This window comes from Nocardioides sp. NPDC006303 (genome assembly GCF_040613175.1).
Classification (GTDB): Bacteria; Actinomycetota; Actinomycetes; order Propionibacteriales; family Nocardioidaceae; genus Nocardioides.
The window spans coordinates 212265-238121 of sequence record NZ_JBEXRR010000004.1 but is presented as its reverse complement, the minus strand read 5'-3'; the positions used below and the strand labels follow the sequence as shown (position 1 = coordinate 238121).

Sequence of the window (25857 nt, the reverse complement as noted above, 5' to 3'; positions counted from 1 at the left end):
CAGGACCGCGAAGCGGCCGGCGAAGCCGGCGCCCGAAGGGCGTCCTTGACGCCGGTCCAGATCGAGAGACCCTCAAAGAACGGGTCGGCGGCCCACCCCAACCCCAAAGTACGGTCGTAACCATGGGTATCCCACTCAAAGACCGCGAAGACCTCCTGACCCAACCCCTGATCGCAGCACTCTCAGTAAGCCGAGAAAACGGAAGAGCACCCTTGACAGTCCCGATCTGGTACGACTACACCCCCGGCGGCGACGCATGGTTCGTCACGGGAAAGGACTCACTGAAGACGAGACTGATCCGCGCAGCAGGACGCTGCACCCTGATGGTCGAGCGCCTCGAGCCGACGGTCAGGTACGTGTCGATCGAAGGGCCGGTACAGATAGCGGATGCCGCCGAGGGCGAGGCAGAGGCGATGGCGCGGCGGTACCTACCTCCCGAGGCAGCCGACGCCTACCTGGCGCAGGCGGCGAACTTTCCGCCCGAGGTGACGATCCGGCTCACGCCGGAGCACTGGATCTCTGCCGACCTCGGCTCGCTGTGACCTCGCCGTAAACAAGGCTCACCGAGTCACGAGTTGACCCACCTCGGCCAGCTGTCGCCGGACCGCGAGGGCCGCGGCCCGGCCGGCACGGCTGGCCCCGATGGTGCTCGCGGAGGGACCGTAGCCGACGAGCTGGACACGCGGGTCGTACGCAGCCGTGACCGCGGTTTGGACGTCGGCCGAGTCGCGCAGCAGCGGGATCCCGCCGTGCGAGCTGCGCAGGTGAAGCGGTGCGAGGTGGGTGACGGCGGGGCGGAAGCCGGTGGCCCACAGGATCGCGTCGACACGCTCGAAAGCCCCCGAGTCCCATCGGAGCCCGTCAGGCTCGATACGACTGAACATCGACAGCCGGCGCTCGTAGACCCCGAGCCGCGCGGCCTCCTGCTCCTGCGGGCGCAGCGAGAGACCGGTGACGCTGACGACGCTCGCGGGCGGCAGGCCGGCCTCGACCCGCTCGGCCACCAACGCCACCGCCTCGCGCCCACGCTCGGCGTCGAAGTCGGAGCGCCAGACCGGCTCCCGCCGGGTCACCCACAGGACGTCGGTCACCGGCGCGAGCTCACCGAGGAACTGCACCGCCGAGGCTCCTCCACCGACCACCGCGACCCGTGAACCCCGGAAGTGCGCGGCGCCCGGATAGTCGTGGGTGTGCACCTGCTCCCCGAGGAAGGTCGAGGCCCCCGGGTAGTGCGGGACGAACGGCCGCGTCCAGGTCCCGGTCGCGTTGACCAGCGTCCGGGTGAACCAGGTCCGGCCGTCGGCCGAGTGCACGGCGAGCAGGTCACCGACCGAGGTCACCGAAGCCACCTTCACCGGGCGCTCCACGGGCAGGTCGTGCAAGGACTCATAGGTCCCGAACCATCCCGGCACGGCGACGTTGGCCCGCTCCCCGGACTCCCCCGGCGCCCGCCCGTCCGGCAGGTCGGCCACGCCGTGCACGTCGTGCATGGTCAGTGAGTCCCAGCGGTGCTGCCAGGCGCCGCCGGGGCGCCGCTCGGCGTCGAGCACGACGTGGCGTACGCCCAGCCGGCTGAGGTGGTAGGACGCCGACAGACCGGCCTGACCGGCACCGATCACCACTGATTCGTAGCTCTCCACGCACACCTCAACAACGCGCGCGCCACATCCATGCCCCGCGAAACACTGCGGGAACACGTTCTACTTGACTAACCTCAGCAGAGTCACTCGGGACCGGGAGGTCGGACACGATGGATCAGGCACCATGACAGCGACCGAGGCGCTACGCGAGGTCCCACGACTCGCGCCCGGCGACCGCGGCCTCCCCTGGATCGGCCGGCTGCTGGACTACTCGCGCGACCCGGTCGGCTTCTATCGGCACCAGTGGGAGACGTACGGTCCGGTCTCGCCGTTCTTCCGTGCCGGCGAGGCCGGGGTGGTCGCGCTCGGACCGGACGCGTGCGAGGCGGTGCTGCGCAACAAGGACAAGGCCTTCGCCAACGGGCCGGCGTGGGGGCAGATCGTCGGCCCCTTCTTCGACCGCGGCCTGATGCTGCTCGACTTCGAGGAGCACCACGCCCATCGCCGCATCATGCAGGAGGCCTTCACCCGGGACCGGCTCGCCAACTACACCACCGCGATGCACCCGGCGATCGCGCAGGGCATGCGCGGCTGGGCCAACGCGCCCGCGTTCCAGGCCTATCCGCGGCTCAAGCAGCTCACCCTCGACATCGCCGCGGACATCTTCATGGGTGGTGCGGCCGAGACCAGCCGGGCCGAGATGGACCGGGTCAACAAGGCGTTCATCGCCTGCGTGCAGGCGGCCGCCGGTGTCGTACGTGGCGATGTGCCGATGACTCGCTGGGGCAGGGCGTTCCGCGGCCGCAAGGTGCTGGAGGGCTTCCTGCGCCACTACCTGCCCGCCAAACGGGCCACCGCGAGCGACGACATCTTCTCGGTGCTGTGCCACATCGAGACCGACGACGGCGAGCGGTTCAGCGACGAGGACGTCGTCAACCACATGATCTTCCTGATGATGGCCGCGCACGACACCTCGACCATCACCTCCTCGACGATGCTCCAGTACCTCGGCCAGCATCCGCAGTGGCAGCAGCGCTGCCGCGAGGAGTCCCTCGCGCTCGGCGAGGCGCCGACGATGCAAGAGATCGACGGCCTCACCAGCCTGGACCTGGTGATGCGGGAGGCGCTGCGGCTGCGCGCCCCGGTGCCGGCGCTGATCCGGCGTACGGTCAAGGAGACCAGCCTCCTCGGGGTCCGCATCCCGGCCGACATGGGCGTGATGGTCGGGGTCCAGTTCAGCCACATGATGGAGGAGTACTGGACCAACCCGAGCGTCTTCGACCCCGAGCGCTTCGCGCCGCATCGGCGCGAGGACAAGAGCCACCGGATGGCGTGGGAGCCGTTCGGCGGCGGGGTGCACAAGTGCATCGGGCTCTACTTCGCTGGTCTCGAGGTCAAGTCGATCCTGCACCGGCTCCTGCGCAACTACCGATGGAGCGTCTCCCCCGGCTACCGCGCGCCCCTGGACAACAGCTCGCTGCCGTTCCCGAAGGACGGCAACCCCATCCAACTGACCCGGATCTGAGGAGATCGATGACCACGAAGACAGCGGAGGCCGAAAGCGTACGTCCCGGATGGGTCGACGAGGCCCGGCTCGCCTCCTGGACCCGATGGGTTTCGGCTCCGGTCTCGGGTGGCGACGGCACGCTGACCGCAGTCGCACCCTATGACGCCCAGCCGACCGCCCCGGTCCCGTCGGTGACCGCCGCGGACGTCGCCGAGGCCGCGGCGGCAGCGCGGGCGGCCCAGCCCGACTGGGCCACGCTGGCCTTCCAGGACCGCGCCGAGGTCATGCTCCGCTTCCACGACCTGCTCGTCGAGCGCCAGGAGGAGGTGCTCGACCTGATCCAGTGGGAGATGGGCAAGGCCCGCTTCCATGCCTGGCAGGAGATCCTCCAGGTCGGCACGATCGCCCGCCACTACGCCCGGCGCGGCCCGACGTACCTGGCCGACAAGCGGGTCCGCGGAGCCATCCCCGGCATCACCTCCGTGAAGGAGGTGCGGGTGCCGAAGCAGGTCGTCGGGATCATCTCGCCGTGGAACTACCCGCTCTATCTCGGGGTCGGCGACGCCATCCCGGCGCTGCTCGCGGGCGCGGCCGTGATCAGCAAGGCCGACCCGCAGGCGCCGCTGACGCTGCTGTGGGCAAGGGCGCTGATGGCCGAGGCCGGGCTCCCCGAGCACGTCTGGCAGGTCGTCACCGGGCCCGGTGCGGCCACCGGGGAGGCGGTCATCGACAACGTCGACTACATCGCCTTCACCGGCTCGACGGCCACCGGACGGATCGTGGCCCAGCGTGCCGCGGGCCGGCTGATCGGCGCCTCGCTCGAGCTCGGCGGGAAGAACCCGCTCATCGTCCGCCGCGACGCCGACCTCGCCCAGGCGGCTCGTGGCACGGTGATGGCGGCCTTCGCCAACACCGGTCAGATGTGCGTCCACATCGAGCGCGTGGTGGTGCACGAGGACGTCTACGACGCCTTCCGCCAGGCGCTGGTCGCCGAGACGGAGAGCCAGGTCGTCGGGCAGACCTTCGACTACTCCGCCGACGTCGGCTCGCTGGCCTCGCAGGCGCAGCTCGACAAGGTCACCGCCCACGTCGCCGACGCGGTCGCGAAGGGCGCGACGGTGCTGGCCGGCGGCGAGCCGCTGGCCGAGGTCGGTCCGTACGCCTTCGCCCCGACGATCCTGGAGGGCGTGACCGACGAGATGGACCTGTGTCTCGGCGAGACCTTCGGACCGGTCCTCGCGCTCTACCGCGCCGACAGCGACGAGGAGGCGGTCCGCATCGCCAACCAGGGCGAGGCCGGGCTCTCGGCGAGCGTGTTCAGCAAGAACGTACGCGAGGCCGACATGATCGCTCGCCGCATCCGCGCGGGCGCGGTGAACATCAACGACGGCGCCGCCCTGGCGGCCGGGAGCATCGAGGCCGGGATGGGTGGCATGGGGTCGAGCGGGCTCGGGCGCCGCCACGGCGCGGACGGGATCCGGAAGTTCACCGACGCCCAGACCATCGCGGCCTCCCGGATGGGCCCGATCGGGCCGTTCAAGGGCCAGACGGTCGAGAAGTTCGTGCAGCTCGGCAACGGGCAGCTCAAGGCGCTGCGGAAGCTGGGGGTCCGATGAGCGCGCCGGGCGAGCACAACCTGGCGGTGCTGGCCGAGGAGTCCTATGCCCGTCACGGCGACCACCCGATGGTCTTCTTCGAGGGCACCTGGCACACGTCCAAGGAGATCGCCGAGCGGTCCGCGCGCGTCGCCGGCGGCCTGCGCAGGCTCGGGATCGAGCCCGGCGACCGGGTCGTGGTGCTCACCATGAACACCCCGGAGGTCTTCGTCAGCTACCGCGCCCTGTGGCGCCTCGGCGCGGTGGTGACCCCGGTGATCTTCCTGCAGACCCCGCCCGAGCTGCGGCACATCCTGGAGGACTCCGGAGCCACAGCGGCCATCGTCACGCCCGAGCTGCTGCCGCTGGTGCAGGCTGCCGGCGAGGGTCTCGAGCTCACCGTCATCGTGGCCGGAGACGTCCCCGAGGGAACTGATGCGGTGACGTACGAGAGCCTGGAGGGCGCCGACCCGATCGACATCGCGCCTCGCGGCGACGACGACCTCGCGGCGCTGCTCTACACCGGCGGCACCACCGGGCGGGCCAAGGGCGTGATGCTCAGCCACCGCGGGCTGTGGGAGTCCGGGCACGCCCTCCACCGGGTCGGGGAGAGCCAGGGCACGACCCGGTGGCTGCTGCCGCTGCCGCTCTCCCATGCGTACGGCCTGATCGTGGTGATCAGCGGGATGCACTCGTCGCGTCCGCAGAGCTCGGTGCTGCAGCGGTGGTTCGACGCCAAGGGCTGGCTCGAGCTCGCCCAGGAGCACCGGGTCGAGTCGAGCACGGTGGTCCCGTCGATGCTGCAGATGCTGCTCGACCAGCCCTACCAGGACTACGACCTGAGCTCGCTACGCTCCTTCGGCAGCGGTGGCGCACCGCTGCTGCCGGCGCTGCGGGAGAAGGCCGAGGAGGCTTTCGGCGTGACCATTCTGGAGGGCTACGGCTGCACGGAGTCGAGCGCGGTCATCGCCGCCTCGACCGTCGAGGAGTCGCGGCCCGGCAGCGTCGGCAAGCCGCTCTCGCACGCCGAGGTGATCATCGCCGGGCCGTCCGGTGAGCCGGTCCCGACCGGCGAGGAGGGCGAGATCTGGGTGCGTGGCCCCGGAGTCATGCAGGGCTACTGGAGCGACCCGGCCCAGACCGCCGCCACCGTCGTCGACGGCTGGCTGCACACCGGCGACATCGGCCACTTCGACGCCGACGGCTACCTCTACGTCGACGACCGGATCAAGGACCTGATCATCCGGGGCGGGTTCAACGTCTTCCCCCGTGACGTCGAGGACGCGCTCCTCGCCCACGAGGCGGTCACCGCCGCCGCGGTCGTCGGACGCCCGGATGCTCACAAGGGCGAGGAGGTGGTCGCCGCCGTCGCCCTCCATCCCGGCGCACGCACCACCCCCGACGAGCTGGTCGCCTTCGTCAAGACGCGGCTCGCGCCGCACAAGTACCCCCGCGAGGTGCTCATCCTCGACGCCGTCCCCGTCACCAGCGTGGGCAAGACCGACAGAAAAGCCGTACGCAGCATGGTCCGCACCACCGAAGGAGAGTCATGACACGCCAGATCGAGGGAACCGCCGTCATCGTCACCGGAGGCGCCCGTGGCATCGGCCGCGCCACGGTCGAGCGGCTGGCCCGCGCCGGGGCGACGGTCGCCGTCGGCGACCTGGACCCGGACCTGCTCGAGGATCTGACCGCCGAGCTCGGGCAGCGGGTCGTGGCTGCGCATCTCGATGTCACCGACCCCGCCTCCTGGCGTACGTTCCTCGAATCGGTCGCCGACCTGGGCCCGTGGGACGTGCTGGTCAACAACGCCGGGATCATGCCGCTCGGGTCGGTCCTGAAGGAGGAGGACGCGCTCACCCGGGCGATCTTCGAGGTCAACGTGCACGGCCCGATCAACGGGATCAAGGCGGTCGCGCCGGCGATGGTCGATCGAGGTCAGGGTCACATCGTCAACGTCGCCTCGGCGGTCGGGCGGGTGCCGGTGCCGGATGCGGCGACCTACTCGGCCTCGAAGTTCGCCGTGGTCGGCTTCTCGGAAGCGTTGCGGATGGAGCTGGCGCCCTCCGGCGTCGACGTCTCGCTCATCCTGCCGGCGGTGGTGCAGACCGAGCTGGCCGACGGGGTGCCGCAGGCGAAGGGGATGAAGCCGGTCACTCCCGAGGACGTCGCGGCCGCGATCGAGTCGGTCATCCGCGAACCGCGGCCCGAGGTCTGGGTGCCCAACTGGACCCAGGCCCTGACCAAGATCACCCAGGCGATGCCGCGCCGGTTCCAGGACTTCGTCGACCGCGCGACCAACGCCTCGCAGCTGCTCGCCGGCGTGGATCCGGCGGCGCGGGCGGCGTACGAGAAGCGGGTGCGGCGCAACGTACGGTAGCGCCCGAGTTGGCCCAGTGATTGGCCCAGGAGACGGAGGCCTGATTGGCCGGGCGCGGAGGGCTCCGCGCTCACTAGCGTCACGCTTGTGAACAACGACGGACTCTCCGTGCCCCAGGGCGCGGCTCTCACCCTCGGTGCGGTGCTCGGCACCGGTGTCATCTCCCTGCCCGCGCTGGCGGCGAGCGAGGCCGGACCGGCCTCGCTCGTGGCCTGGCTGGCACTGATCGTGCTCTCGGTGCCGCTGGCGGCGACCTTCGCCGCGCTGGGGGCGCGGCATCCTGACGGCGGCGGGGTGGCGACGTACGCGCGGCTCGCCTTCAACCAGCACGTCGCGACGATGGTCGGCTGGGCGTTCTACCTGACGATCGGCGTGGGGGCGCCGGTCGCGGCGGGGTTCGGTGGGGCGTACGTCGCCGACGCCTTCGGCGGGGGCCAGGGCATGTCGCTGGCGGCGACCGCGGGGATCATCGTGCTGGTCACCGCGATGAACTGGTTCGGGATCAAGGTGTCCGGAGGCGTTCAGCTGGCGATCGCCGGGGCGATCGCGGTGCTGCTGGCGGTGGCGGTCGTGGTGGCGCTGCCGCACGCCGAGCTGGAGCGGCTGACGCCGTTCGCGCCGCACGGGTGGGGATCGGTCGGCACCGCGGCGGCGATGCTGGTGTGGGCGTTCGCTGGGTGGGAGATCCTCTCGTCCCTCTCGGCCGACTATCGCGACCCGGCGCGCGACATCCGCCGGGCGACCGTCATCGCGCTGGTGGTCGTCACGGTGCTCTACCTCGGGATCGCCTTCGCGACGGTCGCGGCGCTCGGGTCCACCTCGGGTGCCGCGCCTCTGGCGGACCTGCTCGTGCTCGGCTTCGGGGAGCCCGCGCGGCCGGTTACGGCCGTGGTCGCCGTGCTGCTGACCATCGGCGCGATCAACGCCTACTTCGCCGGCGGCTCGCGACTGGGGGCGTCGCTGGCCCGCGAGGGCGGTCTGCCGCGAGCCCTGGCAGCTCCGGCGTCAGCGATCCCGCGTCGATCGCTGCTCGCGATCTGTGCCGTCGCGCTCGGCACCCTCGCGGTGACCTGGGCCGCGGATGCATCGACGGACGCGGCGCTGCTGATGGCCTCGGGGACGTTCTCGCTGCTCTACGTGGTGGGGGCGGCGGCCGCGCTGCGGCTGCTGCCGCGGGGAGGACGGTCGTGGTGGGCCGCGGTCTGCTCGCTGATCGCGGCGCTGATCCTGCTGGGTCTCACCGGTGCGCACCTGCTCGGTCCGCTGGTCTGCGGCGGGGCCGGTCTGGCCTGGTCGCTGGCCATGTCACGTCGCGACCGGTCACGCCCAGCCCGCGAGATCGGCCAGCAGCTCGAGCCCGCGGGGCAGGCTCTCTGTCCGGACGGCTCCGTAGCCTAGGAAGAGTCCGTCGCGTCCGGGCAGCAGGCGATGAGCGGCGATCGTGTCCAGCGCCAGCCCCTCGGCAGCGGCACGCTCAGGCAGGTCCGCGGGGAGCTCCGCGTAGGCGGACAGGTGCAGCCCGGCGGCCGACGGGAGCACCTCGACCGGCCAGGTGGACAGGGTCTCGAGGAGGAGCGAGCGACGCTCGGCGTACGTCTTGGACGCCTTGCGCACGTGACGGGCGAGGAGGCCCTCCTCCAGGAAGCGGGCCAGGGCGGCCTGGGGCTGGACGGGGCCGAAGCCGTCGCCGAGCTGCTTGGCGGCCAGGAGGCTGTCGACGAGGGAGCCCGGGGCGACCAGGTAGCCGGTGCGCAGGCTCGGCAGCAGCGACTTCGAGAAGGTGCCGACGTAGATCACCCGGCCCTGGTCGTCGAGGGCGTGCAGCGGCTCGAGGGGCCGTTCGGTGAACCGGAACTCGCTGTCGTAGTCGTCCTCCACGATGCCCGCGTCGTGCGTGTTCGCGAAGGCGAGGAGGGCTCGGCGGCGTGGGAGGGAGAGGCGTACGCCGAGCGGGAACTGGTGGCTCGGGGTCGTGTAGACGAGCCGGGCCTGCTCCGGGATCTCCTCGACGACCAGCCCTTCCTCGTCGACCGGGACCGGTACGATCCGAGCGCCGTGGGAGGCGAAGAGGTCGATCGCGGACGGGTAGCCCGGATCCTCCACCGCGACGACGTCGCCCGGCTCCAGCAGGACGCGGGCGACGAGGTCGAGCGCCTGCTGGGTGCCGCTGGTGACCACGATCTGCCCCGGGTCGGCACGCACCCCACGGTGGTAGGCGACCGTGTGCGCCAGCGCCTCGCGCAGCCTCGGCAGACCGGCGGGCGAGGCATAGGTGCCGGGATTGTGGCCGCGCAGCCGCGACTCCGCCGCGAGGATCCGCCGCCAGGTGTCGAACGGGAAGAGCTCGGCATCGGGGATCCCCACCCGCAGGTCGTACGCCGGGACCGCCGCCTCCGCGCTCGTCGGCCGGGGCGCCCAGCGCCAGCCCGGACGCGGGGTCAGGGAACCGGGGGCGTGATCCCTTCGCTGCCGCGTGGCTTCGGCGACGTACGTCCCCGCGCCCACGCGCGACTCCAGGAACCCCTCCGCGACCAACCGCTCATAGACCGTGGCGACCGTGTTCCGGGAGATGCCGAGATCCTTGGCCAGCGCCCGGCTCGCCGGAAGTCGGTCGCCCGCCTTCAACCTGCCGTCGCCGAGCGCGTCGCGCAGCGCCTGATAGAGCGACGCGGATCGTACTGCCCGGTCGGTCAGGTCAAGCGCGAGGTCCACAGCGGGATTGGACCACACCTGGGCGCCGAGCGCGCGATGGTTTAAGACAGTCGGCACACATCAGGGATCGGTCGGAAGTCCGAGGCGGGTGATGATCTCCTCGGCGGTCTCAGCCGCGGACAGGCGGGTGTTGTCGATCACGGTGTGCGGGAAGTGCAGCGGGAACGGCATCTCCGGGCCGGTCGAGAGCACATGGCGCTCGTTCCAGTCCACGGCGTTGGCCCTCGCCCACTCGGTGTCGCGCTTGGACGGCTTCGCGGCCAGCCGCTCCGGGGTGCCCTCGCGGCTCAGACGGGTCGACATGTCGGCGTACAGCTCGACGCAGTCGACCTTCCCGCCCGCCTCGACCACGGGAGCGACCAGCCTGGTGACGGCCTGCGCGTCCTCGGGGAGCTCGAGCGCCCAGACATAGGTGACGATGAGGCCGGGGAGCTCGGAGGCCACCGCCTCCTCGATGACCCGCCGCCGGAACTCGTCCTTGAGCACGCCGAACGACGGCATCTCCCAGTCGAAGACCTCCAGCAGCGGCTCGATCGTGGCGTGGTTGTGGAAGAGGCGGTACGGCGTGCGTGCCGCGATCTCCCGACCCACGCTCATCTTGCCGACCGCCGGTGGGCCGAAGAGGTTGATGAGATGCATGGGGTCAGTGTGGCCGCTGAGTGTCGGTGGTCGCGACTAGGTTTGTCTTTTATGAGCGACACGTCTGAGGCGTTGGCGCAGTTCAGCGACCCGACACGTACATGGTTCGCGGCTGCCTTCGCTGCGCCGACCGCGGCTCAGGCCGGTGCCTGGGAGGCGATCGGGGCAGGACGCAACGCGCTGGTGGTCGCGCCCACCGGGTCGGGTAAGACGCTGAGCGCGTTCCTGTGGTCGATCGACAAGCTGCTGAGCGAGCCGGTGCCGGAGAAGAAGCAGCGGTGCCGGGTGCTCTACATCTCCCCGCTCAAGGCGCTCGGCGTGGACGTGGAGCGCAACCTGCGCAGCCCGCTGGTCGGGATCCGCCAGACCGCCGAGCGGCTGGGCGTGGAGGCGCCCGAGGTTCGCGTCGGGGTGCGGTCCGGAGACACGACCGCGGCCGACCGGCGCAAGCTGACCACCGCTCCCCCGGACATCCTGATCACCACGCCCGAGTCGCTCTTCCTGATGCTCACCAGCCAGGCCCGCGAGACGCTGCGCAGCGTCGAGACGGTGATCGTGGACGAGGTCCACGCGGTCGCGGCAACCAAGCGCGGCTCTCACCTGGCGCTGACCCTCGAGCGCCTCGACGCGCTCCTGGACAAGCCTGCCCAGCGGATCGGGCTCTCCGCGACCGTACGCCCGCTGGAGGAGGTCGCGCGCTACCTCGGCGGCGCCCAGCCCGTCGAGATCGTCGCGCCACCGGCCGAGAAGCGCTGGGACCTCAGCGTCGTCGTGCCGGTCGAGGACATGACCGCGCCGAGCGCCTACGGCGAGGAGGAGGACGAGGACCCGCAGCGGGCCTCCTCGATCTGGCCCCACGTCGAGGAGCACGTCGCCGACCTGGTCACCGCCCACCGCTCCACCATCGTCTTCGCCAACTCGCGCCGGATCGCGGAGCGGCTGACCGCGCGGCTCAACGAGATCGCCTCCGACCGGGTCTTCCAGGCCGGGCCGCCGCCCGCGCAGGTGATGGCGCAGTCGGGGCAGTCGCACGGCGCGGCCCAGGTGATCGCGAAGGCTCACCACGGGAGCGTGTCCAAGGAGCAGCGTGCGCTGATCGAGGACGACCTCAAGTCCGGCCGGCTGCCGGCCGTGGTCGCGACCTCCAGCCTCGAGCTCGGCATCGACATGGGTGCGGTCGACCTCGTCGTCCAGATCGAGTCGCCGCCGAGCGTCGCCTCCGCCCTCCAGCGCGTCGGGCGAGCCGGCCACCAGGTCGGCGAGGTCTCCCGTGGCGTGCTCTTCCCGAAGCACCGCGGTGACCTCGCTCAGACCGCGGTCAGCGTGCAGCGGATGCGGCAGGGCCTGATCGAGTCGATGAGCCTCCCGGCCAACCCGCTCGACGTACTTGCCCAGCAGATCGTCGCCGCCACCGCGCTGGACACCTGGGACGTCGACGAGCTGTTCACGCTGGTCAGAAGGACGGCGTCGTACGCGACCCTCCCCCGCTCCGCCTACGACGCCACCCTCGACCTGCTCGCCGGTCGCTATCCGAGCGAGGAGTTCGCCGAGCTGCGCCCGCGCATCGTGTGGGACCGGGTCGCCGGCACCGTGACCGGGCGACCGGGAGCGCAGCGGCTGGCCGTCACCAGCGGCGGCACCATTCCCGACCGCGGGCTCTTCGGCGTCTACCTGGTCGGCGAAGGCACCGGAAGGCGCGTCGGCGAGCTCGACGAGGAGATGGTCTACGAGTCCCGGGTCGGCGACGTCTTCGCCCTCGGCGCGACGAGCTGGCGGATCGAGGACATCACCCACGACCGGGTGCTGGTGACCCCGGCTCCCGGCATCCCGGGACGCCTGCCGTTCTGGAAGGGCGACTCGCTCGGCCGGCCCGCGGAGCTCGGCGAGGCCGTCGGCGCCTATACCCGCGAGCTCGCCGCGCTGCCTGCGAAGAAGGCGGAGGCGCGAGCGCAGGAGGACGGCCTGGACGCCTACGCGGCCGCCAACCTGGTCACCTACCTGCACGAGCAGGCCGAGGCCACCAATGTCCTCCCCTCCGACAGCAACATCGTCGTCGAGCGCTTCCGCGACGAGCTGGGCGACTGGCGGCTGGTGGTCCACTCCCCCTACGGCCGCCCGGTCCACGCACCGTGGGCACTGGCGATCAACGCGCGGATTCGGGAGCGCTACGGCGTCGACGGCCAGGCGATCGACAGCGACGACGGCATCGTGATCCGGCTTCCCGACACCGATGCGGAGGCACCGACCGGCGAGATCATCGTCTTCGAGCCCGACGAGATCGAGGACCTCGTGACCACCGAGGTCGGCGGCTCGGCGCTGTTCGCCAGCCGCTTCCGCGAGTGCGCCGCGCGAGCCTTGCTCCTGCCCCGCCGCGACCCCGGCCGCCGCTCGCCGCTGTGGCAGCAGCGCCAGCGCGCCGCCGCCCTGCTCGAGGTCGCCTCGCAGTACCCGAGCTTCCCGATCATCCTCGAGGCCGTACGCGAGTGCCTCCGCGACGTCTACGACCTCCCCTCCCTCGTCGGCCTCCTCCGCCGCATCGAGCGCCGCGAGATCTCGATCGTCGACGTCGCCACGCCGACCCCCTCGCCCTACGCCCAGTCGCTCCTCTTCGGCTACGTCGCCCAGTTCCTCTACGAGGGCGACTCCCCGCTCGCTGAGCGCCGCGCCGCCGCCCTCACCCTCGACCAAGGCCTCCTCGCCGAGCTGCTCGGCCGCGCCGAGCTCCGCGAGCTCCTCGACCCCGAGGTCCTCGCCGAGGTCGAGTCCGAGCTCCAGCGCCTCGCCCCCGGCAGGCGGGCCCGCGGCGCCGAAGGCATCACCGACCTCATCCGCACCATCGGCCCGCTGACCCTCGAGGAGATCGCCGCCCGAACCACCCCTGCCGAGGCGTCAGCCGCGTCGGCCGAAGCGTCACGTACGTCGGTCGAGACGTCACCGAGTGACGTCTCGGCCAGCGCGAGTGACGTCTCGGCGATGCTGGAGGATCTCGCCACGGCTCGACGGGTGGTCGAGGTGCGGGTTGCCGGGGAGGCTCGGTGGGCGGTGGTCGAGGATGTGGCCAGGCTCCGGGACGGGCTGGGGGTGGCGGTCCCTCCGGGCGTACCGTCTGCCTTCACCGAGCCCGTCGAGGACCCGGTCGGCGACCTGGTGTCGCGATACGCGCGCTCGCACGGTCCGTTCACGGCCGCCGACGTGGCCTCGCGGCTGGGGCTGGGCGAGGCGGTCGTCCGACACACCCTGGCGCGGCTCTCGGCGCGCGGGCGGGTGCTCGACGGGGAGTTCCGGCCCGGCGGGAGCGGGTTGGAGTGGTGTGACGCAGACGTGCTCCGGATGCTGCGCCGACGCTCGCTGGCCCGGCTGCGCAAGGAGGTGGAGCCCGTCGAGCCGGCAGCGCTGGGCAGGTTCCTGCCGGCGTGGCAGAAGACGTCCGTACGCAAGGGCGCGCTGCGTGGGGTCGACGGGGTGCTGAGCGTGGTCGACCAGCTCGCCGGCTGTCCGGTCCCGGCCAGCGCGCTGGAGAGCCTGATCCTGCCGGCCCGGGTGGTGGACTACGAGCCCGCGTTCCTCGACGAGCTGACCTCCGGCGGCGAAGTGCTCTGGGCCGGCCACGGCACCCTGCCCGGCACCGACGGCTGGGTCTCGCTGCACCCGGCCGACACCGCCGAGCTGACGCTGCCGTCGCCCGCTGAGATGCCGCCAGGACCGCTCGCCGAGCGGCTCCTCGAAGCCCTGGCGCCCGGCGGCGCCTGGTTCTTCCACCAGCTCGCCCGGACCATGGCGGCCGACAGCGAGGCGACTCCGAGCGACGCCGATCTGAGCGCGGCGCTGTGGGAGCTGGTCTGGTCGGGGCGGGTCTCCAACGACACCCTGCTGCCGTTGCGGGCGCTGACCCGTTCCGGCACGCCGTCGCACCGCTCCCGCCGGCCACCGCCGCGCGCCCGGGGCGGGCGCTACACCGGCGGGGCGCGGATGCCGGCCCGAGCCGGTCTTCCGGAGACTGCCGGGCGATGGACGATCCTGCCCGAGCCCGATTCCGACCCGACCAAGCGCGCCCACGCGGCGGCCGAGCGGCTCCTGGACCGCCACGGTGTGGTCACCCGCGGGGCGGTCCAGTCCGAGCGCACCCCCGGAGGGTTCGCCGCCGTCTACAAGGTGCTCAGCGCATTCGAGGACTCCGGCCGGGCCCGCCGGGGCTACTTCGTCGAGGGCCTGGGCGCGGCCCAGTTCGGCACCGCGGGCTCGGTCGACCGGCTGCGTACGTTCTCGCGGGTCGAACCGGCCGACAAGCCGGTCGCCCTCGCGCTCGCCGCGACCGACCCCGCGAACCCCTACGGCGCGGCCCTCCCGTGGCCGGTCGCGGAGGAGGGCCACCGGCCCGGCCGCAAGGCGGGCGCGATCGTGGTGCTGGTCGACGGCGAGCTGGCGATGTACGTCGAGCGAGGCGGCCGCACCCTGCTGACCTGGTCGGAGGAGCCCAACCTCCTCGAGCCCGGCGCCGAGGCGCTCGCCGAGGCCGTCCAGAGAGGGGCGCTGGGACGGCTCACCGTCGAGAAGGCCGACGGCGCCCCGCTGCTCGGCTCGGGAGACACCCCGCTGCGCCAGGCCCTCCAGTACGCCGGCTTCGTCGCCACCCCGCGCGGCCTGCGCCTGACCTCGCCGAGCAGGTGAGCGCGTGCCCGAGGGTGACGCGGTGCTCCGGACCGCCCGCAGGCTCGACAAGGGGCTGGCGGGGCAGGTGCTCACGCGTACGGACTTCCGGGTGCCGCAGCTGGCCACGGCGGACCTGTCCGGCGGCACCGTGCGCGAGACGGCGACGCACGGCAAGCACCTGCTGACCCGGATCGACCACCGCACCGGCGAATGGACGCTGCACACCCACCTGAAGATGGAGGGATCCTGGCGGGTTTTCGAGGCCGGCCGGCGCTGGCCGAAGCCCGGCTTCCAGGCGCGCGTGGTGCTCCGCACCGAGAAGATCGAGGCGGTCGGCTTCCTCCTCGGCATCGTCGAGCTCGTCCCCCGCGACCAGGAGGAGCGACTGGTCGCCCACCTCGGCCCGGACATCCTCGCCGACGACTGGGACCCCGACGCAGCCCTCGAACGCCTCGCCCGGGAACCCGAACGGCCACTCTTCGACGCACTGCGCGACCAGACCAACCTGGCCGGGATCGGCACGATCTACGCCGCCGAGACCTGTTTCATCGCCGGGATCAACCCGCTGCGTACGGTCACGGATGCCGGCGACCGCCTCCCCCGGATCCTCCAGCGAACCCGCGACCTGATGCAGGCCGACTGGTCACGCTCCCGCCAGATGTGGGTCTATGGCCGCCGGGCATGCCGACGCTGCGGCGGCACCGTGACCGTCGCCCGCGTCGGCCCTCCCGGCAAGGAGCGCCCGGCCTACTACTGCGCGAGCTGCCAGGCCTAGCGTCCGTGGAGCAGGCGCAACCGGATCTGGGCGATCCGGACGCGGGTGTCACGCATGTGGCGGGCGACATGCGTCCGCTCGCCGGGAGCGACCGAGGTGAACTCGTCGCGAAGGATGTTCAAGGTCTCCTCCAGCCCGAAGAGCTCGGCCTCGAGCAGATCGGGGGAATGCACGTCGCCCTCGAGACCCGGTGACGGCACCGTCAGGTCTGGAAGCTCGTTCTCGACTGCCATGGTCATCGCACCATCTCCCCATGAATGCGCGAGCCCGTGGTGGGCTCACGTCGGCAAGGAGACGGAACGGTCCGCGCTGAGACACGCGTGACGAAAACTCCCCCAGATTGGGGAGAGAATCAAGCGGCGGCGGCGTCGGCCGCAGCGCGGACCGGCATCCGAAGGATGGTTGCCTCTTCGACGGCGACCGCGTCGGAGACGTCGCGAAGGACGTCGGAGAGGGCGACGTCGAGGGCGCTGCAGAGCGAGGCGAGGAGTTCGGAGGAGGCCTCCTTCTGGCCACGCTCGACCTCGGAGATGTAGCCGAGACTGACTCGCGCCTCCGCGGAGACCTCGCGCAGGGTCATCCCACGCTCCAGCCGCTGGGCACGAAGCACCTCGCCGAGAAGTCGACGGAAGAGCACCATTGCGGTCAGCCTCCTACAGTTCACAAGTCACCGACATCTGGGTGACGTCTTGCTCCAACGCTACCTGACCCTTCGATGTTCCCGCCGAAGTAGTCCGAGTAGTTCATCAACAGCGAACAAACACGTATCACGCTGGATCTCCATGCGCGAGCCCGACAGTCCGAGAAGCGTCGTTGTTTCACCGTGCGGACCGGAAAGGCCCACGTACACCGTCCCGACGGGCTTTCCCTCCTGCTCGTCGGGCCCGGCCACGCCCGTGGTCGAGATTCCGTACGTCGCCCCCGACCGCTCCCGCGCCCCCGCGGCCATCGCCGCCGCGCACTCCGCGGAGACCACTCCGACGGTCTCGATCACCGAGACAGGGACACCCAGCAGGGTCTGCTTCAGCTCCGTCGCGTACGTCACGAAGCCGCCGCGATACGTCTTCGAGGCACCCGGAGGGTCCGTGAGCATCGCGGCCAGGCGGCCGGCGGTCAGGGACTCGGCGGTCGCCACGGTGGCACCCGCCTCCTGCAGAGCGCCGTTGAGCTCCTCGACTCGATTCATGCCTCAGACAGTATCGACCTCATCGAGCGCGGCCGAGGACCTGGACCTCGGCCATGTTGAGCTCGGTCGGGGTCGGCGAGGACAGCCAGACCCTGACGTACCTCCCCTGCGCGGGCAGGTCGATATTCGTCGGTCGCCCGGCCTGGACCGTCTCGTGGTGTGAGGTCACCGCGGGGTCGGCCAGCGCCTGGGCCAGGGTGGCGGGAAACGGCGAGTCCGAGACCAGGACGTGGTAGTCGCGGAGGCGTTCGGCGCAGCAGTCCAGCCGGTTGTAGATCTTGACCGCCTCGAGCGAGAAGGACGCACCGAGGTCGACCTGCCACCATGGCTGCGCCTCGCTACCGGAGGTGGTGCTGAAGTCGGAGGTGCTGCCGTTGACCGCCTTCTCCGCGCCGTAGCTCGAGGACCAGTCCGAGATCTGGGTGGCCGCCTTGCCCTCGGAGATGTTGCGCAGTGGCGGCAGGCCCAGCCAGGAGTCGTGTTCGGCGGCGACGTCCTCGATGAAGGCGTCCAGCACGCCGTCACCGATCATGACCAGACCCTCGACCCGGTTCTTGCCGGGCTCGGAGCGAATCTGCGAGGCCTCCTCGGCCAACGCCTCCATCCGCGACCGCGCGGCCGCGGCGGCGCCCTTGTCGTCGCGGCGTACGGCGTCGAGCACCGCGAGCGCCTGACCCATCGCCTCCGCCCACAGGTCGGTGGCCTGCAGATGCCGGTCCGCGTCGGCGACGAACCCGTCCTCGACCCCGGCCCTGATGGTCTCGGGTGTGGAGGCCATCAGCCGCGCCGTGGGTCGCAGGCCCTTGATCGCGTTCTGCGGGCGGACCGTCCACGTCTCCCAGAACGCATCGATGCGCGCGGCGAGCTCGGGTGACTGCGGAAGCCACAGGTCCGGCCCGAAGGTCGGAGCCGCATGATTGAGGTCGACGAACATCTCCACCGCCTCGGTCACTCGCGGATCGCCACCGGCGAGGTCGCGTGCGGCCTGGCGTGCGGAGGTCGCCCGGTCCCAGCCGAGGTCGTTCCAGGCGAAGTCCATCATCGTGAAGACGACCGGCTTGCTGGCGTACGCCTGGTTCATCGGGTTCGACACGATGCCGGCAAGATGCCCGGAGAGACCCGGTTCGCGATGCGCGTACGGGCCGAGGAGCAGCCGGCCAGCGGTCTGCCCGAAGTCGTTGACCGGGTAGTTGTCCCAGACGAACACCTTGCGGCCGAAGAGCTCGCGGGCCGCCGAGGCCTGGTCGACGGTGATCGCCGGGGGCACCACGTCCGTGCCGGTCCACATCACCTCGACCTCAGGGGCGAGATGCTCGCGCCAGGCCTGCTTGTAGGGCGTCTCGGTCAGGTCGCCGTACTGCGTCGGCACCGTCTGCAGCGGCTGGACCCCGTCGTGGGTCGCGACGAACGACTCCTGCAGCCAGCTCAGCAGCTCGGCCTGGGCACGACCGACGCTGGCCTGGGTCGCCTCCCCGTACGCCGCAGTGTCCTCCGCACAGTTGAACGAGAGCGCGATGTCGTCCAGCGGCAGCGAGAAGGCTCGCACCCCGATGTCGTACATCGCCTGGAACTTCTCCGTCAGCGCCGCCCGATCGCTCGTGCCGGTGTAGCAGACGGTGTTGCCCGGCGAGAGCGCGAAGGTGAACCGGACGTGGTTCGCAGTGGCCGCCGCCACGAGCTCGCGCAACTCGGCCAGCTTTTCGGCTGGGTACGGCTCGCGCCAGCGCTCGCGGTGGTAGGGGTCGTCCTTGGGGGCGTAGATGTAGGTGTTGGCCTTGACCCGCCCGTAGAAGCCAAGCTGGTCGAGACGCTCGGCATGGCTCCACGGCTTGCCGTAGAAGCCCTCGATGCTCCCGCGCAGCGGCATCCTCGGGGCGTCACTCACCTCAGCGCCGGCGATCTTCCAGTCGTCGGCGTCCGCCACGAAGAGCTGGCGCAGCGTCTGGGCGGCGTAGAACTGGCCCGCCTGGTCGCGCCCGGCCAGTGTCACCGTGCCGACGCCGCCCGAGGAGGCGTCGGCCAGGACCGCGTAGCCCTCGGCATCGGCTGGGACCACCACGTCACCTAGCCCATGACGTACGTCGCTGCGCTCCGCCGACCCGAGCAGCACCGTCAGCGGCGCCGTGCCGGTCACGTCGGTGACCACGTCCAGACGCGTCGCTCCGTGCTCACGCAACAACCGGCTGGTCAGCTCGCGAGCCGGGGCGTCGGTGTCGTCGCCGACGACTAGCTCGACCCGTTCGGGAACCGGCACGTCCGAACCTGCCCGGGCCACAGACCGCGGCGTCGGTGAGATTGTCGGGAGCGGGTGTGCCGCTGCGCTCGTCGGCGCCGTGTCGGCGCTGGCCGAGGCCGGCCCCAGGGGCGACATCGTGGCCGTGGCCGCCAGCGCCGCTGTGAGCCAGGCCGTGATCGTGACGGTTGTTCTCGAACGCTTACGCATGGCACGTCTCCCTCGCGAGAATGGGGTTCGCGAAGGACCTTAACCGATTTAGGTCAGTGCCCGAGCAAATTCTTCCTCAGGCGACCGTCTCGGGGCCCCGCGAGCGGGGCCCCGAGCCCAGGTCAGCCGGCGTTGCGCTGGAGCCCGACCACGACCGGGTCGTGGTCCGAGGAGCGGAACGGCGAGTCGGTGTGCAGGTCGGCACCGGTGTAGTTGTAGCGGCTGTACTCCATCAGCAGGGACTCACCAGAGTTGATCCCCCAGATGTCGGAGCCGGTGAAGCGGCGCTGGGCGTGCCGGTTGAGGAGCACGTGGTCGAGCGATCCGGCGAGACCCGAGAAGGAGTAGCTGTACTCCTCGTTGCCGCTGAGCGTCTCGGAGTCGGCGTAGCCGGCCTCGTAGAGGACCTGCATCGGGTCCTCCTGGGTGTAGGAGTTGAAGTCGCCGGCGAGCGCGACGTCGCTGATCCCGGTCTGGGAACGGATCGAGGAGACCCAGGAGACCAGCGCGGTGGCCTGGCGGACCCGCGACTCGTTGGAGGCACCCTGGCCGTCGCCGATGTCGCCGTCGCCCGGCCACGGGCCGGGCGAACCCTTCGACTTGAAGTGGTTGACCACGAAGAAGAACGGGGCCCCACCGGAAGCCGGCTTGAAGATCTGGCCGATGGGCTCGCGGGCGTTGCCGAAGGCCTGGTCGTCGCCGCTCTGGTCGCCCAGCGCACGGGCCTCACCGATGCGGCGTACGGCCGAGCGCTTGTAGATGATCGCGTTGGTGATCACGTCGGCGCCGGATGCGTCGGGCAGCTCGGCCGAGGACGGGTTGGCCGTCCAGACCTTGCGCCCCGCGGCCGTGTTGAGCGCGGCGACCAGCGAGTTGGTCGCCTCGTCCGGGGTCTCGCCCAGGCGGGCGGAGTTCTCGATCTCCATCAGGCCGACGACATCGGCGTCGAGCGCGTTGATCGCCGAGACGATCTTCGACTGCTGGCGACCGAAGTCGGCCGGGTCCCAGGCACCGCGCTGGTCGCATCCGCCGCTGACGTTGTTGCCGTCGCCGGCACGGTCCTTGAAGGCGGTGCAGCCACCGTCACCGACGTTGTCGTCGTCGGCGTCGCCGAGCGTGGTGAAGTAGTTGAGCACGTTGAAGGAGGCGATCTTCACGTCGGCACGGCGGCCGATCTTGCGCTCGTCGGGGGCGGCGGTGCGTACGTCTTCGAAGTCGGCCGGCCACGACGCCGGGTCGGCGGTGGCGACCTGGGTCGGCTGGAAGCGGTAGGTCGGCGCCGAGGGCGAGCCGCCCTCGGAGAGGATCACCGGGCCGCGGAAGTCGACGGAGGCACCGACCACGACGGGCGCGGTGTTGGAGACGTAGGGGATCGTCCGGCTCGTCGGCGGGCGCAGCGTGGTCGAGGAGCCGTCGTCGAGCACGATCCCGCGAGCGGCGTTGTCGGCCTCGACGGCCTCGGCCTCGGCCGACCCGGGACGGGCCACCTCGGTCGGCTGGAGCAGCGGGCGGTCGCCCTGGGCGAGACCGAGCTCGCCGAAGTTCTCGACCCCGTAGGTGTTGCTCACCGTGACCTCGCCCTGGGGCGCGAAGAGCATGCCCTCCAGCGACTCCTTCTGCGCGGCGGTCGCCGGCCACTGCGACACGACCGGGTCGATCGACCCCGTGCCGTCGGTGACGATGTCGGCGGCGGTGGGCACCGAGATCTCGGTCAGCCCGGCGTACTCGGTCACCTCGCCGGTCACGGTCACCGCATCGCCCGGCTTGACGGTGACGGCGCCCGCCGAACGGGGCTGGTAGACGAAGACCGCGTCGGAGGCGTCGTGGGACCCGAGGTCGAGCGACCCGCCCGTGCCAGGGGTCTGGAGATAGAAGCCGAAGAAGCCACCCGAGGGGTAGGCGGCGGTGACGATGCCGCTGGTCGTGACGGTCTCACCGACGAGCGGGCTGGCGGTGCCGGTGCCCTGGATGTCGGCGATGGTGACGGCCTCGGCCGTCGTGGCGGCGCGCGCGGTCGGGATGGCGACCGCACCGATGCCGGCGACGGCGGCCGTCAGGCCGACCACCGAACCGAGCACCTGACGTGCTGAGAACATGGATGACTCCCCGCATGGAAGTAGATGGCGATGGGCGGCCTGCCCGATTCAGCACCGACCGAAACCACGCGACCATAACGCGGCGTACGCCCTCACGGCGGGGATCTTGGATGAACGTCCGGTAACGGAGTTACAACTACCCGAAATTGGAGAACTACGAGGAGCGCAGGGCGGCGCGCTGCTTCCAGACGCCGTGGAAGAACTGGGCGCCCGACCACATCGTCAACGCGACCGCGACGGCGAGGCAGATCTGGAAGGCGTAGAAGAGCAGCTCCCAGACCAGGGCGTCACCGAAGGCACCACCGTGGGCGGAACCGTGCGGCAGCGGCAGCAGCAGGCCGCCGAGGGCGACCGCCTGCACCGTGGTCTTGATCTTGCCGAGCTGGTCGGCGGCGATCACGATCTTCTTGAGCACCGAGAGGCGCAGCAGCGTGACGCTCCACTCGCGCAGCAGCACGATGATGGTCACCCACCACCAGATGTCGCCGACGATCGAGAGGCCGATGAAGGCCATCCCGGTGACCGCCTTGTCGGCGATCGGGTCGGCGATCTTGCCGAAGTCGGTGATCAGGTTGTGCTTGCGGGCCAGGTCGCCGTCGATCTTGTCGGTGATCATGGCCAGCACGAAGATCACGAAGGCGACCCAGCGCAGCGTCGGGTTGTCGCCACCGTCGGCGAGCAGCGCCCACGCGAAGAACGGCACCGCGAGGATCCGCAGCGTGGTCAGCGCGTTGGGTACGTTCCAGTTGCTCGTCTTCTGCACCGATTCCTCGGGGGCAGTGCTCTCGTCGTTCACGCGGCGAACCCTATCCGTTCACTTCAGCGACCAGGTCAACGCCTTCGGAGGCGATGACGGTCGCGCTCACGAGATCACCCGCACGTACGCCCTCGACGTCCCCTTCGAGGGAGGTCATCCCGTCGACCTCTGGCCCCTGGTGGGCAGCGCGGCCCAGCACTTCACCGTCGGAGATCTCCTCGACGAGCACGACGACCTGCTCGCCGATCCGCTCCTCGGCGCGCTGCGCGGTGAGCTCCTCGACGAGCTCGTTGACATGCTCGACGCGGGCGCGGATCTCGTCGGCGTCCAGCTTGAGCGACTCGTCGAAGCCGGCGGCCTCGGTGCCCTCCTCGTCGGAGTAGCCGAAGACGCCGGTGACGTCCATGCGCGCGGCGACCAGGAAGTCGGTCAGGATCTCGAGGTCCTCCTCGGTCTCCCCGGGGAAGCCGACGATGACATTGGACCGCACCCCGGCCTCGGGCGCGTAGCCGCGGATCTGCTCGAGCAGGCCCAGGAAGCTCTCCGGGTCACCGAACCGCTTCATCCGCCGCAGCACGGCGTTGGAGGCGTGCTGGAAGCTCAGGTCGAAGTAGGGCGTCACACCCGGCGTGGTGGCGATGACCTTCAGCAGGTCGGGCCGGGTCTCGGCGGGCTGCAGGTAGGAGACGCGTACGCGCTCAATGCCGTCGATGGCGGCCAGCTCCGGCAGGAGCGTCTCGAGCAGCCGGATGTCGCCGAGGTCCTTGCCGTAGGAGGTGGAGTTCTCCGAGACCAGGAAGAGCTCCTTGACGCCCTGCTGGGCCAGCCACTGGCCCTCGTGGAGCACGTCGGAGGGGCGCCGGGACACGAACGAGCCGCGGAACTGCGGGATCGCGCAGAAGGTGCAGCGCCGGTCACAGCCGCTGGCGAGCTTCAGCGGCGCCCACGGGGCGTCGTCGAGCCGCGTACGTCCCGCGAAACCGGGCACTTGGTCGACGGCGGCCATGCCGGGGACCGAGATGGCGGAGGCGTCGCGCTCGACCGGGGAGATCGGGAGCAGCAGGCGCCGGTCCTGGGGTGTGTGCGGGTGGTGGGCCTCGCCGCTGAGGATGGAGCGGAGCTTGGCGGCGATGTCGGGGTAGTCGTCGAAACCGAGCACCGCGTCGGCCTCGGGGAGCTCGGCGGCCAGGTCCTTGCCGTAGCGCTCAGCCATGCAGCCGACCGCGACCACCGCCTGGGCGCGACCCGTCTCCTTGAGATCGGCGGCCTCGAGCAGCGTGTCGACCGAGTCCTTCTTCGCCTGCTCGACGAAGCCGCAGGTGTTGACGACCACGGTGTCGGCCTCGTCCGGGTCGGCGACCAGCCGGAAGCCTCCCGCCGTCAGCCGGCCGGCGAGCTCCTCGGAGTCCACCTCGTTGCGGGTGCACCCGAGGGTCACCATGGCGACGGACACGAGTGGCTGGTCAGCCTGCTGGTCGGTCGGCGCGGTCTCGGCGGAGGGTTCGGTGGCAGTGCTCATCACCGTGAAGTATGACGGGCACACACCCCGGAGACCGAACCCTCGCGCCGGACCGGCGTCGATCACTCGGGCACGGAGCCCGGCTTCACGGAGAGGACCGGGCAGGAAGCGCCGAGCAGGATCCGCTGCGCGACGCTGCCCATCAGCAGCTTGCCGACCGGCGTACGCCGCCGCAGACCGACCACGACCAGCTTGGCGTCGAGCTGCTCGGCGGCGTCGAGGACGGCGCCGGCGACGTCCGGGTCGATCGACTGCCGGATCTCGTGCGGCCGGCCCGACTCGGTGAGCCGGCGTTCGAGCTCGGCGACCTGCTCCTCGAGGGCGTAGCGGTCGTCGACCAGGGTGTCGCCCCGGGAGGCGTTGACGACCACGACGCCGCGGTCGCGCCGCTCGGCGTCGGCCAGCGCCCAGTCCAGCGCGACCGAGCCGTAGACGTCGGGCGCCCATGCCACGACCACCCAGCCACCTGCGGGAGTCTCACTCATCAGTCCACCAGCTCCTTCTCGTCCTCGACGTCGGCCGACTGCTCGGCCCGTGCCCGGACCCGGGCGATGAACGGCCGGCCCAGGATGAACAACGCGATCAGGATGTAGATGACCACCGCGAGCGGCTCGCTCAGCAACACACCGTAGTCACCGCCCGAGATCGTCAGCGCCTCACGCAGCTTGCTCTCCATCAACGGCCCCAGGATGACGCCCAGGATCAGCGGCAGCACGGGCAGGCCGAAGCGGCGCATCATCAGCCCGAGCAGACCGAAGGCGACCAGCAGCGCGATGTCGAACGGGTCCAGGTTGGTGGCGTACGCCCCCAGGCAGGCGAAGAACAGGATGCCTGCGTAGAGCTGCGGCCTCGGGATCCGCAGCAGCCGGGCCCACAGCGGCGCCAGCGGCAGGTTGAGCACCAGCAGCAGGGTGTTGCCGATCAGGAGGCTGGCCAGCAGCGTCCACACCAGGTCGGCGTGCTCGGTCATCAGCTGCGGGCCCGGGGTGATGCCGTAGCCCTGGAGCGCGGAGAGCATCACCGCGGCGGTGGCCGTCACCGGCAGGCCGAGGGCCAGCATCGGCACGAACATGCCGGCGGCCGAGGCGTTGTTGGCCGCCTCCGGCCCGGCGACACCCTCGATCGCGCCGCGGCCGAAGTCGCCGCGCTTGGAGAGCTTCCGCTCGGTCAGGTACGAGAGGAACGTCGGGATCTCCGCGCCGCCGGCAGGAAGCGCGCCGAACGGGAACCCGAAGGCGGTGCCGCGCAGCCACGGCTTCCAGGAGCGGCCCCAGTCGTCGCGTCCCATCCAGGGCCGGCCGACCGGGACCACGTGCGCCGGGCGTCGGCGCAGGTGGGCGGCCACCCACAGGGCCTCGCCGAGGGCGAAGATGCCGACCGCGACGACGACGATGTCGAGCCGGTCGACGAGCTGGGTCACACCGAAGGTGAGCCGCGGCTGGCCGGTGTTGAGGTCGAGACCGACCAGGCCGATGGTCAGGCCGAGGAACAGTGCGGCGAAGCCGCGCAGGGCCGAGGTGCCGAGCACCGTCGTGGTCATCACCAGGGCCAGGACCATCAGCGCGAAGTACGAGGGCGCACCCAGCTCGACGGCCACCTCGGCCAGGGCCGGCGAGAAGAAGGCCACCAGGATGGTGCCGATGGTGCCGGCGACGAACGAGCCGACCGCGGCAGTGGCCAGCGCCTGCGCGCCACGCCCCGCTCTGGCCATCCGGTTACCCTCCAGCGCCGTCATCACCGAGGCGGACTCCCCCGGTGTGTTCAGCAGGATCGAGGTGGTGGAGCCGCCGTACATGCCGCCGTAGTAGAGGCCGGCGAACATGATGAACGCGCTGGTCGGCTCGAGCCGGTACGTCACCGGCAGCAGCAGCGCGATGGCCATCGCCGGCCCGATGCCGGGCAGCACGCCGACGAAGGTGCCCAGCAGCACGCCGATGGCGGCGTAGAGCAGGTTCATCGGGGTCAGGGCGGACTCGAGCCCACCCATGAGAAGTTCGAGGTTCTCCATCAGTCAGTCC

The 25857-nt window shown here is 71.1% G+C and carries 20 protein-coding genes; 8 read left to right on the top strand and 12 right to left on the bottom strand.

The features are described from left to right. Nucleotides 1–122 precede the first annotated feature (122 nt). Nucleotides 123–542 (top strand): pyridoxamine 5'-phosphate oxidase family protein, encoded by a 420-nt coding sequence (locus tag ABZY89_RS05715; protein WP_355225373.1) that lies wholly within the window; start codon nucleotides 123–125, stop codon nucleotides 540–542. A gap of 18 nt (nucleotides 543–560) precedes the next feature. On the opposite strand, the gene ABZY89_RS05710 is transcribed toward ABZY89_RS05715, so the two are convergent. Next, on the bottom strand, nucleotides 561–1640 hold the full coding sequence (locus tag ABZY89_RS05710; protein ID WP_355225371.1) for an NAD(P)-binding domain-containing protein: 1080 nt from the start codon (nucleotides 1638–1640) through the stop codon (nucleotides 561–563). Nucleotides 1641–1764: 124 nt separating this feature from the next. Here ABZY89_RS05710 and ABZY89_RS05705 point away from each other — a divergent pair, with 124 nt between their 5' ends. The 5 genes from ABZY89_RS05705 (at nucleotide 1765) to ABZY89_RS05685 (ending at nucleotide 8460) form a co-directional block, all read left to right on the top strand. Next, a complete protein-coding gene (locus ABZY89_RS05705; protein ID WP_355225369.1) occupies nucleotides 1765–3105 on the top strand; it encodes a cytochrome P450 in 1341 nt (446 codons plus the stop codon). Nucleotides 3106–3113: 8 nt separating this feature from the next. Then, complete coding sequence (locus ABZY89_RS05700) at nucleotides 3114–4703, top strand: succinic semialdehyde dehydrogenase (RefSeq protein ID WP_355225367.1); 1590 nt, start codon at nucleotides 3114–3116, stop codon at nucleotides 4701–4703. Then, on the top strand, nucleotides 4700–6235 hold the full coding sequence (locus ABZY89_RS05695) for an AMP-binding protein (protein ID WP_355225365.1): 1536 nt from the start codon (nucleotides 4700–4702) through the stop codon (nucleotides 6233–6235). Before ABZY89_RS05700 ends, ABZY89_RS05695 begins: the two co-directional genes overlap by 4 nt. After that, nucleotides 6232–7062: an SDR family oxidoreductase gene (locus ABZY89_RS05690; RefSeq protein ID WP_355225364.1), complete on the top strand. Its 831-nt coding sequence runs from the start codon at nucleotides 6232–6234 to the stop codon at nucleotides 7060–7062. The genes ABZY89_RS05695 and ABZY89_RS05690 overlap by 4 nt, the downstream gene beginning before the upstream one ends. Nucleotides 7063–7149: 87 nt before the next feature. After that, nucleotides 7150–8460: an amino acid permease gene (locus ABZY89_RS05685; RefSeq protein ID WP_355225362.1), complete on the top strand. Its 1311-nt coding sequence runs from the start codon at nucleotides 7150–7152 to the stop codon at nucleotides 8458–8460. On the opposite strand, the gene ABZY89_RS05680 is transcribed toward ABZY89_RS05685, so the two are convergent. Both ABZY89_RS05680 and ABZY89_RS05675 read right to left on the bottom strand, forming a co-directional pair. Further along, nucleotides 8383–9774 carry a PLP-dependent aminotransferase family protein gene (locus tag ABZY89_RS05680; RefSeq protein ID WP_355225360.1) on the bottom strand — a complete coding sequence of 464 codons (1392 nt, stop codon included), beginning with the start codon at nucleotides 9772–9774 and terminating at the stop codon, nucleotides 8383–8385. The two genes, ABZY89_RS05685 and ABZY89_RS05680, sit on opposite strands and share 78 nt — an antisense overlap. Before the next feature lie 60 nt (nucleotides 9775–9834). Further along, nucleotides 9835–10413, bottom strand: a complete 579-nt coding sequence (locus ABZY89_RS05675) for an AAA family ATPase (protein WP_355225358.1) — start codon at nucleotides 10411–10413, stop codon at nucleotides 9835–9837. Nucleotides 10414–10464: 51 nt separating this feature from the next. Here ABZY89_RS05675 and ABZY89_RS05670 point away from each other — a divergent pair, with 51 nt between their 5' ends. Further along, nucleotides 10465–15081, top strand: coding sequence for an ATP-dependent helicase (locus tag ABZY89_RS05670; protein ID WP_355225356.1), 4617 nt, complete (start codon nucleotides 10465–10467; stop codon nucleotides 15079–15081). Between the two features lie 4 nt (nucleotides 15082–15085). Then, nucleotides 15086–15838: a DNA-formamidopyrimidine glycosylase family protein gene (locus tag ABZY89_RS05665; protein WP_355225355.1), complete on the top strand. Its 753-nt coding sequence runs from the start codon at nucleotides 15086–15088 to the stop codon at nucleotides 15836–15838. On the opposite strand, the gene ABZY89_RS05660 is transcribed toward ABZY89_RS05665, so the two are convergent. From ABZY89_RS05660 to ABZY89_RS05620, 9 genes are all read right to left on the bottom strand, one after another. Further along, the gene (locus ABZY89_RS05660; protein WP_355225353.1) at nucleotides 15835–16077 is read right to left on the bottom strand and encodes a hypothetical protein; all 243 of its coding nucleotides are present in this window, start codon (nucleotides 16075–16077) and stop codon (nucleotides 15835–15837) included. The genes ABZY89_RS05665 and ABZY89_RS05660 overlap by 4 nt on opposite strands. Nucleotides 16078–16190: 113 nt before the next feature. After that, complete coding sequence (locus ABZY89_RS05655) at nucleotides 16191–16478, bottom strand: helix-turn-helix transcriptional regulator (RefSeq protein ID WP_355225351.1); 288 nt, start codon at nucleotides 16476–16478, stop codon at nucleotides 16191–16193. Nucleotides 16479–16538: 60 nt separating this feature from the next. Next, complete coding sequence (locus ABZY89_RS05650; protein WP_355225350.1) at nucleotides 16539–17024, bottom strand: CinA family protein; 486 nt, start codon at nucleotides 17022–17024, stop codon at nucleotides 16539–16541. A 19-nt stretch (nucleotides 17025–17043) separates the two neighbouring features. Next, complete coding sequence (locus tag ABZY89_RS05645; protein WP_355225379.1) at nucleotides 17044–19395, bottom strand: beta-N-acetylglucosaminidase domain-containing protein; 2352 nt, start codon at nucleotides 19393–19395, stop codon at nucleotides 17044–17046. A gap of 194 nt (nucleotides 19396–19589) precedes the next feature. Next, nucleotides 19590–21563: an ExeM/NucH family extracellular endonuclease gene (locus ABZY89_RS05640; RefSeq protein ID WP_355225349.1), complete on the bottom strand. Its 1974-nt coding sequence runs from the start codon at nucleotides 21561–21563 to the stop codon at nucleotides 19590–19592. A gap of 154 nt (nucleotides 21564–21717) precedes the next feature. Then, nucleotides 21718–22359, bottom strand: a complete 642-nt coding sequence (gene pgsA, locus ABZY89_RS05635; RefSeq protein WP_355225347.1) for a CDP-diacylglycerol--glycerol-3-phosphate 3-phosphatidyltransferase — start codon at nucleotides 22357–22359, stop codon at nucleotides 21718–21720. Nucleotides 22360–22369: 10 nt separating this feature from the next. Then, nucleotides 22370–23773, bottom strand: coding sequence for a 30S ribosomal protein S12 methylthiotransferase RimO (gene rimO / locus ABZY89_RS05630; RefSeq protein ID WP_355225377.1), 1404 nt, complete (start codon nucleotides 23771–23773; stop codon nucleotides 22370–22372). A gap of 128 nt (nucleotides 23774–23901) precedes the next feature. Further along, the gene (locus ABZY89_RS05625) at nucleotides 23902–24324 is read right to left on the bottom strand and encodes a universal stress protein (protein WP_355020968.1); all 423 of its coding nucleotides are present in this window, start codon (nucleotides 24322–24324) and stop codon (nucleotides 23902–23904) included. Further along, complete coding sequence (locus ABZY89_RS05620) at nucleotides 24324–25847, bottom strand: tripartite tricarboxylate transporter permease (protein ID WP_355225346.1); 1524 nt, start codon at nucleotides 25845–25847, stop codon at nucleotides 24324–24326. Before ABZY89_RS05620 ends, ABZY89_RS05625 begins: the two co-directional genes overlap by 1 nt. Nucleotides 25848–25857: the final 10 nt, after the last annotated feature.